The sequence below is a fragment of the Exiguobacterium sp. s143 genome (assembly GCF_018618895.1).
In the GTDB taxonomy this organism is placed as follows: domain Bacteria; phylum Bacillota; class Bacilli; order Exiguobacteriales; family Exiguobacteriaceae; genus Exiguobacterium_A; species Exiguobacterium_A abrahamii.
Map to the genome: position 1 here is coordinate 741,031 of NZ_JACSMX010000001.1, position 12,286 is coordinate 753,316.

15 protein-coding genes are annotated in these 12,286 nt (G+C 46.9%); 2 read left to right on the forward strand and 13 right to left on the reverse strand.

What is annotated here, in order from left to right:
• Positions 1-80: 80 nt before the first annotated feature.
• The 8 genes from KNQ03_RS04125 to KNQ03_RS04160 all read right to left on the reverse strand — a co-directional run bounded on the left by KNQ03_RS04125 (position 81) and on the right by KNQ03_RS04160 (position 7,283).
• Positions 81-2,150 carry a penicillin-binding protein gene (locus KNQ03_RS04125; protein WP_236627099.1) on the reverse strand — a complete coding sequence of 690 codons (2,070 nt, stop codon included), beginning with the start codon at positions 2,148-2,150 and terminating at the stop codon, positions 81-83.
• Between the two features lie 65 nt (positions 2,151-2,215).
• Positions 2,216-2,602, reverse strand: a complete 387-nt coding sequence (gene ftsL, locus KNQ03_RS04130; RefSeq protein WP_023468808.1) for a cell division protein FtsL — start codon at positions 2,600-2,602, stop codon at positions 2,216-2,218.
• Positions 2,603-2,615: 13 nt separating this feature from the next.
• A complete protein-coding gene (rsmH, locus tag KNQ03_RS04135; protein WP_029342146.1) occupies positions 2,616-3,554 on the reverse strand; it encodes a 16S rRNA (cytosine(1402)-N(4))-methyltransferase RsmH in 939 nt (312 codons plus the stop codon).
• Between the two features lie 161 nt (positions 3,555-3,715).
• Positions 3,716-5,278, reverse strand: coding sequence for a bacillithiol biosynthesis cysteine-adding enzyme BshC (gene bshC, locus KNQ03_RS04140; protein ID WP_214723657.1), 1,563 nt, complete (start codon positions 5,276-5,278; stop codon positions 3,716-3,718).
• A 29-nt stretch (positions 5,279-5,307) separates the two neighbouring features.
• Positions 5,308-5,664: a DUF3397 domain-containing protein gene (locus tag KNQ03_RS04145; RefSeq protein WP_023468811.1), complete on the reverse strand. Its 357-nt coding sequence runs from the start codon at positions 5,662-5,664 to the stop codon at positions 5,308-5,310.
• Complete coding sequence (locus tag KNQ03_RS04150; protein ID WP_214723659.1) at positions 5,661-6,470, reverse strand: ketopantoate reductase family protein; 810 nt, start codon at positions 6,468-6,470, stop codon at positions 5,661-5,663. Before KNQ03_RS04150 ends, KNQ03_RS04145 begins: the two co-directional genes overlap by 4 nt.
• Positions 6,471-6,553: 83 nt before the next feature.
• Positions 6,554-6,727, reverse strand: coding sequence for a 50S ribosomal protein L32 (rpmF, locus tag KNQ03_RS04155; RefSeq protein ID WP_012370841.1), 174 nt, complete (start codon positions 6,725-6,727; stop codon positions 6,554-6,556).
• A gap of 46 nt (positions 6,728-6,773) precedes the next feature.
• On the reverse strand, positions 6,774-7,283 hold the full coding sequence (locus tag KNQ03_RS04160; protein ID WP_230088521.1) for a YceD family protein: 510 nt from the start codon (positions 7,281-7,283) through the stop codon (positions 6,774-6,776).
• A gap of 171 nt (positions 7,284-7,454) precedes the next feature.
• Here KNQ03_RS04160 and KNQ03_RS04165 point away from each other — a divergent pair, with 171 nt between their 5' ends.
• A complete protein-coding gene (locus tag KNQ03_RS04165; protein ID WP_214723661.1) occupies positions 7,455-8,606 on the forward strand; it encodes a tRNA(Met) cytidine acetate ligase in 1,152 nt (383 codons plus the stop codon).
• On the opposite strand, the gene KNQ03_RS04170 is transcribed toward KNQ03_RS04165, so the two are convergent.
• From KNQ03_RS04170 to KNQ03_RS04190, 5 genes are read right to left on the reverse strand one after another with little or no spacing between them, the layout of a single operon-like run.
• On the reverse strand, positions 8,579-9,577 hold the full coding sequence (locus KNQ03_RS04170; RefSeq protein ID WP_064299609.1) for a SepM family pheromone-processing serine protease: 999 nt from the start codon (positions 9,575-9,577) through the stop codon (positions 8,579-8,581). The two genes, KNQ03_RS04165 and KNQ03_RS04170, sit on opposite strands and share 28 nt — an antisense overlap.
• Entirely contained in the window at positions 9,577-10,068 is a 492-nt protein-coding gene (coaD, locus tag KNQ03_RS04175) for a pantetheine-phosphate adenylyltransferase (protein WP_029342153.1), read from the reverse strand. The genes KNQ03_RS04170 and coaD overlap by 1 nt, the downstream gene beginning before the upstream one ends.
• Positions 10,065-10,646: a 16S rRNA (guanine(966)-N(2))-methyltransferase RsmD gene (rsmD, locus tag KNQ03_RS04180; protein WP_149427632.1), complete on the reverse strand. Its 582-nt coding sequence runs from the start codon at positions 10,644-10,646 to the stop codon at positions 10,065-10,067. The genes coaD and rsmD overlap by 4 nt, the downstream gene beginning before the upstream one ends.
• 46 nt (positions 10,647-10,692) lie before the next feature.
• Positions 10,693-10,950, reverse strand: coding sequence for a YlbG family protein (locus KNQ03_RS04185; RefSeq protein WP_023468818.1), 258 nt, complete (start codon positions 10,948-10,950; stop codon positions 10,693-10,695).
• A 24-nt stretch (positions 10,951-10,974) separates the two neighbouring features.
• Positions 10,975-11,442, reverse strand: a complete 468-nt coding sequence (locus tag KNQ03_RS04190) for a YlbF/YmcA family competence regulator (protein WP_217448912.1) — start codon at positions 11,440-11,442, stop codon at positions 10,975-10,977.
• Between the two features lie 95 nt (positions 11,443-11,537).
• On the opposite strand from KNQ03_RS04190, the gene KNQ03_RS04195 reads away from it, so the two are divergent.
• Positions 11,538-12,284: an ATP-grasp domain-containing protein gene (locus tag KNQ03_RS04195; protein WP_241492307.1), complete on the forward strand. Its 747-nt coding sequence runs from the start codon at positions 11,538-11,540 to the stop codon at positions 12,282-12,284.
• The last annotated feature ends 2 nt before the right edge of the window (positions 12,285-12,286 follow it).

The following is a 12,286-nucleotide window of genomic DNA, read 5'->3' on the forward strand; positions in this document are numbered from 1 at the left end:
AAGAGGACGAATGCAAAAGTCAACGAATGACTCCTGTTCGTCCTCGTCTTCCTGTAGAAATCAGGAAACTTGCTCTACCGTTACTCTTTAGGTTCAGCTAGTTCGACCGTCAACTTTCCATTTTCCTTCACTAGTGTACCAGTTCGAGCCGATTGTTTGGTTACAAAACCTTTACCGATGACGTCGAGCTTCAAATCATATAAGCTGACAAGCTTTTTGACATCTCGTTGCGACCAACCGGTCAAATCCGGCATCTTGAACGTATTTGATGTTTTCAGCAAGACACGTTCTCCGCTGACGAATTCCTGTCCACGGGATGGAATCTGTGAAACGACTTCAGCACCATCGCCTAGGATGATCGCAACTGCCTCTTGTTCTTTTGCTAAATCAGTCGCTTGTCGAGCACTCTTCTTGATATAACTTGGCGTGATCTTCGCTTTGACATCCACCGAATCCTTTTGCGTTTCCGGTTGGATACTACGATACTGTAGTGCCGTATTCATGACACTTTTGAACACAGGACTCATGATGAGCGGACCAGAAACAGATGATTCGTTTTTCGATGGACGATCTACCGCGATGTACATGATCAATTCCGGATCATCTTTGGGGGCCATACCGATAAACGAGTGAATGAATTGTCCTTGAATATACTTTCCATTCTCAGAAATCTGAGCCGTTCCGGTCTTCCCAATGACCCGGTAATCTTTCAACTTATACATTTGACCTGTACCAAGCTTACTATTGACGACACCGTCGAGTGCTTCGCGTGTTGCTTTTGCCGCTTCAGCGGAGATCGGTTTACCGACGACCTCTGTTTTCGCTCGGTATGGTGCCTTATCCGTATGATCCGCTTTTTGGATGATATGCGGTTTGACCATCTCGCCGTCTCCAGCGATCGCTGTCGCTCCTTGAAGCAATTGCATCGGCGTGACCGCAGTCGATTGCCCCCATGAGGTGATGAGCGCATTCAACGGTTTAGACAAGTCGGATTGACTATTTACTTCTCCCGAGATGTCTATACCCGTTCGTTGGTCAAAATGAAACTTCTTAAAATAATCTTTATACCGTTCGATCCCAAGTTTTTCTGCTGTCAACTTCGAGAACATGACGTTTGAGGAGTGATAGACCCCTTCAATCATCGGAATGGTTCCCCAACCGACATCGTTATAATCCTTGATGACCGTTCCTTTGTAGTTATAACTACCCGATTTATACATCTCATTCGGACGGAAGACTCCCGCATCAATCGCCGCTGCGAGCGTAAAGATTTTCATCGTTGAACCTGGCTCGAATCGTGACGAGACGGCAAAATTCGTGAAATCTTTCATATCACGTAAATTCGGGTTGAACGATGGGCGATCCGCCATAGCGAGGATTTCACCAGTCTTCGCATCCATGACGATACCTGTCGCATTTTTCGGTTTGTACGTGTTGTACATTTTTTGCATCTCTTTTTCAAGCGACTGTTGGATTCGATGATCGATCGTCAAATAGAGATTCGATCCATCCTTCGGTTCGTTCGAGACACGTGACGCACCTTGAATCAGCGGATTACCGCTACGATCCTTTTCAAAGACACGGGCTCCGTAAGATTCACTTAAAGCATTATCATACTGCTTCTCGATTCCCATCTGACCTTGTAAAGCGACCCGACCATTTTCCTCGGTGATCTTTTGAACGAACCCCAGTGTATCAGACAAGAAGATGCCGTTCGGATAGTATCGTTTCGGCTCTTCAATCATCCGGATGCCAGGAAGCTTCAGATTGTCGATCTTCTCTTTTTGATCAAGCGTCAAATCATTTCCTTTTTTTCCGAATTCAATTTGAGAACGGTCTTTGTTTTCAATCAGATAGGTCTCCAGTTCCTTCGTCGTCATCCCAAGAATCGGCGCAAGACCTTCAGCCGTCTTTTTAAAGTCGACGATCGTCTCATCTGGATCTTTGACACCACCAAGTCGATAAACGCCAATCAGATGATAGGATGGAATATTGATCGCAATCGGGGAACCGAGACGGTCGAAAATCTCGCCACGTTCTGCTCCAAGCGTTTCTTGAGACTCCCATCGTTTCTTTTCCGCATATGCAATCATATCTTCACCGTGGAACTGTTTTGTCGTTGCTAAATACAAAAATCGGCCAATGAACACAAAAAAGAGAGTAGCAAATATCACCATGATAAAGGCTACTCTCCAACGGGATTTTTTCAGTGGATTCATTTAGGAATCACCTTGATGTTCCCTTTACGCATATCAAGACCCTGTTCTTTTGCAATCTTATAAATCCGTTCCGGAGAGCTTAAGTTCGTGACCTCTAGTTGTAAACGTTCGTTTTCTTTTTTGAGTGATTGTGTGACTTGGTTCTCTTTCGCTAAATCACGGCTCACATTATACGCTTCGTTATGCGTACTGATCGTCAAACTCCCAAATAACACAAGACCACCAATCATCGCGCTGTATAAGAATTTTTCAAAGGGATACAAGCGATACTTCGGACGGACGGCGACGCGACGCGCGATATCTTCCGTCTTTCGTGGTTCCTGAACAGGTTGTTGACGAACGGGTTGAACCGTTTGGACCGATTTACGAAGTGGTTCTGCCATTGGAATGCTCCTCTCAAGTTTCTTTCATTTTTTCAGCAACTCGTAATTTTGCCGATCGGGCGCGACGGTTATCATCGAGCTCTTCAACACCAGCCGTAATCGGCTTGCGTGTGACGAGTCGGAGTTCCGGCTCCATTTCGACGGGAATCATCGGTAACCCCGGTGGAAGCTCGGGTAGTGATGATTTTTCTTTGATTGCTTGTTTACACATGCGATCTTCAAGTGAATGGAACGTAATGACACATAGACGTCCACCGACCCGTAATAAATCAATGGCTTGGTGTACTGCACGGTCAAAGACATTCAGTTCATCATTGACGGCGATCCGGATTGCTTGGAATGTCCGTTTCGCAGGGTGACCACCTTTACGTCGTGCTGGTGCCGGAATCGCATCCTTGATCAATTCGACGAGTTCGAACGTCGTCTCGATCGGTCGCTCTTCCCGCGCTTTTTCGATTTTGCGCGCAATCTGTTTCGAGAATTTCTCTTCCCCGTATGTAAAGAAGATACGTACGAGATCATTGTACGGCCACTCATTGACGACTTCGTAAGCAGAAAGTGGAGAAGATTGATCCATGCGCATGTCGAGACGTGCGTCGTGATTGTAACTAAATCCTCGTTCCCCTTCGTCTAATTGTGGTGAAGAGACACCGAGATCGAATAAGATGCCGTCCACTTTCTCGACGCCATGTGCTGCTAATTGCTCTTTCAGATAAGCAAAATTACTCTTTATTAAAGTAAAGCGACCTTCATACGCCGCGAGACGTTCTGCTGCATGAGCGAGGGCGACATCATCTTGATCAAATGCGTATAGATGACCTGTCGTCAATTGCTTGACGATCTCTTCGCTGTGTCCTGCTCCACCTAATGTACAATCGACGTAAATACCGTCGGGTTTAATCGCGAGTCCTTCGATCGACTCCCATTTCAATACTGTTTCATGCTCAAACATGTCCTGCCTCACCTTTCACTGTCCTTGAAGGACGTTACTCTTTTTCAATGTATCACATTCTCTCGTGAAAACGTTACGAAAATGAGACAGTTTCCTTGATTTATTTAACTTTTGTGTAATTTTCGCTAAAAAAGAGAAAAAACCTGCTAGTTTCAGCAGGTTTAAAGGAAAATCTTCAGTTGATCACTCGCATTTGCTTCATAGGCTGTTCTTAAGTCCCGAACAAAATCAAGACCATGGTAATTCAACCACGGGAGGACAGAATGAATCCGCTCTTGCAGCGCTCCATCAGGAAGAAGATGATAACCCGTCTCTTTATATTGCCGTGTTTGTCGATCGAACCGACGTCGATCTTCTGCCAGTAGACTAGCGACTGCTTGATCGAGCTGTCTCTTGACCTTCTCACTCTTACTCGATGTCCGCAGTAGATCCTGTTCGAGCGAAAGGAATTCGGAGACGAAACTGTCTTTTAACATTGCTGCCGTCTGCATACGTCCTGTCATTTTCTCTTCTGAATAGAGCGGAATCGGAACGCCTGATCGGACGATTTCTTCGAGCGACACCTCGAGTTTAGCAAGACGTTTTTCATCGGTACGACGCACGAGTAACCCACCCATGCGGGGAATCAATAACGGCATCGTCCAATTCAGGTGATGAAAGAGCGGTCGTAAGCGTGTCCAGTATGCTAACTCCCCCGGACCCCCGATATAGGCAAGCGTCGGGAACAGGTAATCCTGCATCAATGGACGTGTGACGACACTGTTGGAGAAACGTTCCGGACTGGCGTACAGCAACGCGATCAATTCAAGCTCCGTATATTGCTTTCCTTGTTTCGTCTCGAATCCGTCTGCTGTCGGATACAGCAACTGACGACCGTGATCATCGACGAAAAGATGCGCCGCTTCCTCGTTCAAGAATGTATCCGGTAACTCTTGCGTCTGTGAAATACCATCCGTCAATGCTCGTCTAAATTCCGTATTGTCTTGAATCAACCGTTCAAAGAACGGAATCTCGAGTTCACGGACAGAATGTGTATCCGCATCAAAGAAGACGACATCAAAATCGATCAATTCACCGATCAGTTGTGAGAAAAACATCCCATACGATGTACACGCTTCAACGAGTTGCTTCAGGCGCGCAACTAATTGTTTCGTATGAACCGTTTCTGGCATTGCTCGGAATGCCTCTTCGATGATTTCAAGAAGTGCTGCTTGATCAAAAGAGAGCCGACTGACCGAGCGGGCAATCGATTCTGAAGGTGTGACAGCGATTTTACGCGTTTGATAATCCGCTGTCGGAACGTAAACATGGTTAATCTCATCAAAATCATGATCTTCGGTCGCGAGCCAAAAAATCGGAACGACAGGTCGCCCAAGTGTCGTTTCCGCCTGCTGCGCGACCTTCAGACAGGTCAACAATTTATAGATGGCATATAATGGTCCGCCAAAGATACCCGTTTGTTGCCCTGTAATGACAACTTGAGCTTCACCCGTACGAAGCTTCGCGACACGTTCCCGCAAACGCTCCGTCATGTTCGGATTTTGGCGTTCGAGTTCGTCTGTCAGTGCCGCAAGATGCGGGTAGTGACGTTCTTCAAGCAAACGGCTCCTCGACGCTAAACCACTCTCTCCAAGGTGGTCGACATATGTTAAGAATTCTTCTCGTGAAGCACGATGCATCAACGAGTTATCATCGTATAAGGCTTCAAATGGTTGTACCTTCAAACAAAATCCCTTCTTTCTTACCTAACTGGTCAGCTGATGAACAGTTGACGAATACCGAGTACGAACAGTATGAAATGGACGGGTAATGCCAGCAAGATGATGATCCGCCAACTGTGGCGAATCATTTGTCTCAAATCAACATCAAGTTGACGAATTCGTTGCCAGAGTGCATTCAACGCAAACACCAACAACACGACGATGACGATCCACCCTAAGTAATTTGTTCCGGTCAAGGCAATCAATGCAACATGAATCGCATACAGAACGATGAATGTTCCAAAGTCGAGTGCAAATCGAACGGCCTTCCCATGTTTCCGAAATAGAAGTAGAAAGACGAGATACAACGCAATCAGGCTGAATAAAGGAAAAATGATGAAGACTGTCACCGCGGACCCTCCCTCTGTTTGATCTGTTCATAATAAAAAGATAAACGTGGCGTCGCAGTCGTCGCCTGACGTAATGCGTATCCAAGTATCGGTTCTACTTCCGTTCGTCGTCCATACTCAAGATCTCGTAACATGGAAGAACGATTTTTGCTCGTATTCTTCATGATCCGCTCGATTTCGGAATAAATAATGTCATGGTGCGGGAAAATCGTCCGCATTTCGTCAAATAATTGACGGGCTTCTTCTCGATAAGGCATCTCTAATAAGGATCCATTCTCAACACCGTAATAAGCCGTCACTGGATTGATGACGACGTTGATGAACAGCTTCGTCAATAAGACAGCTTCCATATCTGACTCGAATTCAAAGCACAGCTGCTTTGACGACAAGTTCGCTACCTCTTGATTCCCGTAGCGGATGCGTCCTTTTCCAGTATGCTGGACTTCAAACGGTGCAGTGCGCATGGCACCATGTTCGACGATACCAAATAAGACATGCGGCAATTGCTCTTTCCATTTCAAATGATCCATTCCATTTTGCAGGAACATGACGGGACACGTCAGCCGTTTAAGGAATGGAATCACACTTTTTATATCATACGACTTTGTCGCGACAAACACCAAGTCTTCTGACTCGAGCCGATCAATCTTCCGGATCCGTACGAGACGACTCGCTTGTCCATCGCGAATGATTGGTCGTTCCTCATCTTGTTCTTGTCGCACATAAAGCGTGACTGCATGATCTTCCGATAAATAAGAGGCAAGCAATAACCCGATGGCACCCGCGCCAATGATTCCAACATTCATCTATTCATATCCCCTTTCATGAAAAAAGCGACCTTAAAACCGATTTCTCGATTCGAAGGTCGCTTTTATACCGATCAATCAGCTTATTTGCTGACGATTTCTTTACCTTTGTACGAGCCACATGCTTTACAAACGCGGTGTGAAAGTTTCATTTCACCACAGTTTGGGCACTCGACCATACCTGGTACACGGAGTTTGAAATGAGTACGGCGAAGACGTTTGCGTGTTTTCGACGTTCTGCGGAATGGTACTGCCATCGTTGTCCACCTCCTTGAAAAAATACACTCGCCTTTACTTCAGAAATCAGGAATCCTGATCTTTTTTAAAGAACTGAGCGAGACCCGCGAGTCGCGGATCGATTTTTGGTTCGGTTTCCTCTGGATCTTCTTCAGAAAGAATCGTCCAGCCTTCCCCCTCAACCAACTGATTCTCTTCATCATCCCCATGCACTTGCACTGGCACATGAAGTAAAATCAATTCTTGCACGAGCGGTCGAAGATCGACCGTATTCCCGATCGGCACGTTGATGTCATCTGCTTCGTTCGAAACAGCATCGACCTCGAGCAGGAATGGCTCGATGGATTCAATCTCGAATGGATAAGCGACGTCATTTAGCGTCCGGGCATCCGGAAGCGTCATTTCGCCGGTAATCCGAAGATTGAATATTAATTGATTCGATGTAAACGATGCATTTGCACGAACGTGCACAGGTTGCACCGCCCGGATATCCGGATGGAGGGCGACTAGCTCATTGAGCTCGATCGTCTCGTTAACCTGAAGTTGACCCAGATTGCGCAATTTATTCAATTGCATCAGGGACCATTTCATCCGAATCACCTCAATTGCAACAATATGAATTATAGAGAGGACATCTTGTTTTGTCAATGTTTTTTCTTTACACTGAAATCGCTAGAGAACGAACACTTTTGGACGTCTTTATCCATATTACCGCACTTAATTCGGTTTGCAAAGGAGAAAGTTTTCATGAGGATGACAGCTATCATTTCAGAGTACAATCCGTTTCATAACGGACACTATTATCAAGCGACGACAGCACGACGAGAAACGGATGCCGACGTCATCGTCGCCATCATGAGCGGGACGTTCATGCAGCGTGGTGAGCCCGCCTTTACGGATAAGTGGACACGTGCTCAGGCAGCCGTCGCGAGCGGTGCCATCGATCTCGTTCTTGAACTTCCCTTCTATTTTGCTGTCCAGCGTGCTGATCGCTTTGCACTCGGTGGTGTAACGATTGCCGAGACAATCGGCTGTCAGTCGCTTTCGTTTGGAAGCGAGTGCGGAGATATCGAACCTTTTCTCCATGCAGCAGCGGAACAGATCGAAGAGACACCTGCATACAAGCAAGCGTTACACGATGGATTATCAGCGGGTCTCTCTTCTGCTCACGCCGCCAGTCAAGCATTCAGGAGCGTCTCACGGACGCTTGATTTGACACAACCGAACAATACGCTTGGCTATTATTACGCTCGCGCCGCAAATACCCTATCGCTTCACACGACGAAACGGATTGGAAGTGGCTACCACGACTTATCCACCGGGGACATCATGAGCGCCACCGCGATACGCGCCCATCATCAGACACACGGTCAGCTGCTCGCACTTCCTGAACAGACCGAAGACGTCTTAGCAAGTGCCTCTTTCGCCAACTTCTCGCATTATTATCCATGGATTCGACAACGTCTACTAACGACTCCAGTAGCCGAGTTGATGCGAATCGCTGGGATCGACGCTTCGTTAGCACCACGACTCATCGAAGGGGCTAAACAAGCAACGACATTCGAGACCTTTCTGAATCACGTCAAAACACGCCGTTATACGCGGACGAGCCTGCAACGTGCCCTGATCTATCTGTTGACCTCAACGACAGCAGAGGAGGTCGCACGGATTGATTACGACCATATTGATTTCGTTCGTCCCCTCGCCTTTTCAGAACGAGGACGACAGGCACTCAAAACCATCAAAACGCGGACTACCGTCTTCAGTACCTTCACGAGTCATCCTTGGCTAACGAAAGAGAGCCAAGTGACAGCTGCATACGCACTGCCCTTGGCTCGCTACGACGCGTTGCTCGAACACCGTCGTTTTCCTTATTTTGCTGGAAGTTCTTCTAAATAATCAATCGCATCTTCGACTGTCTTGATCGGAACGAGCTTCATGTTCGTTCCGAGTTTTTTGATGGATGGTTTTGCTTCTTTGTAGTTCTCTCCTGCTGGCACGAACATGATTTCTGCTCCTGCCTCGTCAGCAGCGACGACCTTTTGCCATGCTCCGCCAATCGGTCCCACCTTGCCGCCTTCTTCAATCGTTCCCGTGCCAGCGATTTTATGCCCTTTCGCCAAATCCCCCGGCGTCAATTGATCATAAATTTCAAGGGTGAACATCATTCCAGCAGATGGTCCACCGACACCTTCGACCTGAAACGCAATATCAGGATCCGTCGTCACGTTTGAGATCGGAAGCGGTTCGTAAATACCTAGTCCGACTCGCTTGACCTCTTTAGATAACTGATCCACTCGAATCGTCGTCTTCTTGTCTTCCGATTTACGCGTGAACTGAATCGGAACAGCTGTTTTGGCTTTTTTCGCTTGAATCGTCTTCATGAAACCTTCAAATGACGTAATCGGTTTTCCGTCAACACTTGTAATCCGATCCCCTGCCTTCAGTTTCCCCTCGGCTGGACCACCGGGAATGACGCCGGAGACGTAGACCCCTTCGAAATCGACATCGACCTTTTGATCCGCCAATTCATACGCTTCGATCGTTGCGTTATGTTGCGCTTCTTCCATATACAGCTTCTGACGCGTTTCATACTGCGCGTCCGACTCGCCGTCGTACAGATAATCACTTACACTCGATGTTTCGGAGAACGGTAGAAATAAGCTTTCAATGAGAAAGTAAGGCGTGGCCCGGCGTTGTGCGATCGTCAGCATCATCAAATCTCCCGGTTCCTTGTCGCCTCCAGACACATCGATCAAATCTTCCGTCGACGTCGCGTCACCCGGATAGGAGATGAAATAGGGAAGCGGTACGAAAAATACGATCAAGGCAGCGATGATTGCTGCTAAGGCAGGTTTCCAAGCTTTCATCACAGTTCTCCTTTCGTATATTTCTGACGTAGCGCTTCTTCGACAGAAGGCGGTACGAGATCGGCAACGGAAGCACCATATTTGGCAGCTTCCTTAACGATCGAAGAACTCAAGAAGGAATACTGATTATTCGTCATCATGAATAGTGTCTCGATTTGATCATTCATCTTCTTGTTGATGGAAGCGACTTGCATTTCGTATTCAAAATCCGAAACTGCTCGTAGACCGCGTACAATCGCGGTTGCTCCGACTTCCGCCGCATAATCGACCAGTAGACCATTAAAGGAATCCACCTTGATTTGAGGTAAGTGCGATGTCACATCGGCAATTAACTCCATCCGTTCCTGGACAGAAAAGAGTGGTTGCTTCGAAGAATTATTCAGTACGGCAACGATGATCTCATCAAAAATCGGAACGGCACGCTCGATGATGTCTAAATGTCCGTTTGTGATCGGATCAAAGCTACCTGGGCAAATGGCGATTCGTTTCATTCGTGGTCTTCCTCCGCTTCCATGAATTCGTACAATGTAATCGAGATGACAGCGGAATAGCGAAGTCGACGCACGACTTCCAGTCGTCCGATCTGGTCCGGCAATTCAACCGCTGAGTCATGTTCACAGACGATGACACCGTTGTCCGTCAGCATATCGTGTTGCTCTATGTACGTGACATGTTCCGTCAATCGCTCTTTTGCATAGGGAGGGTCTAGATAAATCAACTTAAACGGCTCTTCAGATGCGAGTTCCGTTAAAGCGATCGCTACATCTTTTTTTAAAACACGTGCTTGGTCCGTATAGCGCGTCGTTCGTAAATTATCTTGGATCGTTTGGATCGCTTTATGGTGTTGGTCGACGAACACCGCCTCATCGCATCCTCTTGAAAGAGATTCAATCCCAAGACCACCGCTCCCTGCAAACAGATCCAGTGCTCGTCCTCCGTTGAAATAAGGACCGATGACGTTGAATAAGGATTCTTTTACCTTATCCGTCGTCGGTCGTGTTTGATCCCCTGGCACTGCTTTTAATCGTGTACCTTTCCGTTCCCCTGAAATGACTCGCATTTCCTTCATTCCTTTCAACAAAGAAGCGACGAGGATGTCCTCATCGCTCCATGGATTATGCTTCTTCTGGCATTTTACCTTTTTTGTTCGCGAACGTCTCCGTGATGAACGGTCGTTCTGAACGTTTGATCGATTCGACGAACGGGAGAGTCGAAATGACTTCCATCACCTGTTCATGCTGATCTAAATCGACATACAGATGAACGTATCGTTCACGTTTAGACGTAAAGTAGACGTTCCCGTAACGGCGTAATTGACGGGATGCTTTCATCGCATTGACATAGACGATGAGTCCCACTCGTTCCTTGATCACGCCAGCCTACCCCCTTCACCTTCGTTATCCGCTACAGCTACAGCTGCCACCGGTCGAACAACCTCCAGCGCATCCTTGATCGAAGAAAGGATTTCCCGTCGGTACTTTAATTTGCGGTGATACTTCTCCAGCGAGCTTCAGACTGATTTGTCCGAGTAACGTCTCGAGTTGTTTTTCCGCCTTTTTAAACTGCGCGACTTCCTCTTGTAAATCAAGTCGCCGTTTGACTTCATGGACCCTTTTCGTGATCGTCTGATAGTCAGGATGATACCGTCCGAATCGCTGTACGAGTTCGTAGTCCTCCTTGACTTGATGAAAATCGCGAATGACAGCCTGTGCCTCTGTTGACTCTTGCTGTGCTTGTTTCGCACATCTATATGCTTGCCCCGTTTCACTTTGAGCGAGAGATCGAATGAGGTCTTCCGCTGCGTTGATGAGGTCAATCGTCTTATCGGTATATATCACAACGAATCTCCTCCTTAACTTTACCATCTTATCATAACATTTCTCTCCCTCCTAGCCTGTTGAATTGTGTATAATTTGTTCAGAAGGAAGGAATGAACTTTATGCAACTGCTCTCTTTTAATATGTTCCGGACGATTGGAATCAAGACGGAACATGCCAAATCAGATTATCACTTTGATTCCTTGAAAAAAATCGAACAGGCGGATGTCGTCCTGTTCCCGGAATACTGGCAAATCCACTCAATCATCTACGGAATGAAAAAACCGATTTTCCCGTCGGCTGCTACGTTCCACTTAGGTCATGACAAGATCGAGATGACGCGGATTTTTCAAACCGTCATTCCGGATAACATCCCTCGAACCGGCATCTATGGAAAAAATGAATTCACCGTCGAACGTGTCTTACGTGAATTTTCGTTTCCGTTCGTTGCGAAGACAGTCCGTAGCTCCATGGGACAAGGTGTCCATCTCATCAAAAATGAAACAGACTGGAAGAAATACACGGATACACACGAGACGTTCTACATTCAGGAGTACATTCCGAATGAGAAGGACTTACGTGTCGTCGTCGTCGGCGATCAAGTTCTTGCTGCGTACTGGCGCGTCGGTGGTGCTCAGTTCTTAAATAACGTCGCTCAAGGTGGTGTCCTTGATTTTGATGATGTGCCACAAGGAGCAATCGACTTCGTGCTCGCTCTCGCGAAACAGCTCGATATCGATCACGCCGGTTTTGATCTCATCATCCGTGACGGACAGTGGTACGTTCTTGAGTTCAATGTCTTCTTCGGTGGAGAAGGACTGAATCATCTTGGTATCCACGCACCGGATACGATCCTTGAATATGTCGAACGAAAATATGGAAGTTCATGAAT

Bases quoted from the DNA above. Each gene is read 5' to 3' on its own strand.
- KNQ03_RS04150 (WP_214723659.1), bottom strand. From the start codon at position 6,470: ATGAATGTTGGAATCATTGGCGCGGGTGCCATCGGGTTATTGCTTGCC.
- ftsL (WP_023468808.1), bottom strand. From the start codon at position 2,602: ATGGCAGAACCACTTCGTAAATCGGTCCAAACGGTTCAACCCGTTCGT.
- rsmH (WP_029342146.1), bottom strand. From the start codon at position 3,554: ATGTTTGAGCATGAAACAGTATTGAAATGGGAGTCGATCGAAGGACTC.
- rsmD (WP_149427632.1), bottom strand. From the start codon at position 10,646: ATGAAGGAAATGCGAGTCATTTCAGGGGAACGGAAAGGTACACGATTA.
- rpmF (WP_012370841.1), bottom strand. From the start codon at position 6,727: ATGGCAGTACCATTCCGCAGAACGTCGAAAACACGCAAACGTCTTCGC.
- KNQ03_RS04160 (WP_230088521.1), bottom strand. From the start codon at position 7,283: ATGCAATTGAATAAATTGCGCAATCTGGGTCAACTTCAGGTTAACGAG.
- coaD (WP_029342153.1), bottom strand. From the start codon at position 10,068: ATGAAACGAATCGCCATTTGCCCAGGTAGCTTTGATCCGATCACAAAC.
- KNQ03_RS04170 (WP_064299609.1), bottom strand. From the start codon at position 9,577: ATGAAAGCTTGGAAACCTGCCTTAGCAGCAATCATCGCTGCCTTGATC.
- KNQ03_RS04165 (WP_214723661.1), top strand. From the start codon at position 7,455: ATGAGGATGACAGCTATCATTTCAGAGTACAATCCGTTTCATAACGGA.
- KNQ03_RS04195 (WP_241492307.1), top strand. From the start codon at position 11,538: ATGTTCCGGACGATTGGAATCAAGACGGAACATGCCAAATCAGATTAT.
- KNQ03_RS04190 (WP_217448912.1), bottom strand. From the start codon at position 11,442: ATGGTAAAGTTAAGGAGGAGATTCGTTGTGATATATACCGATAAGACG.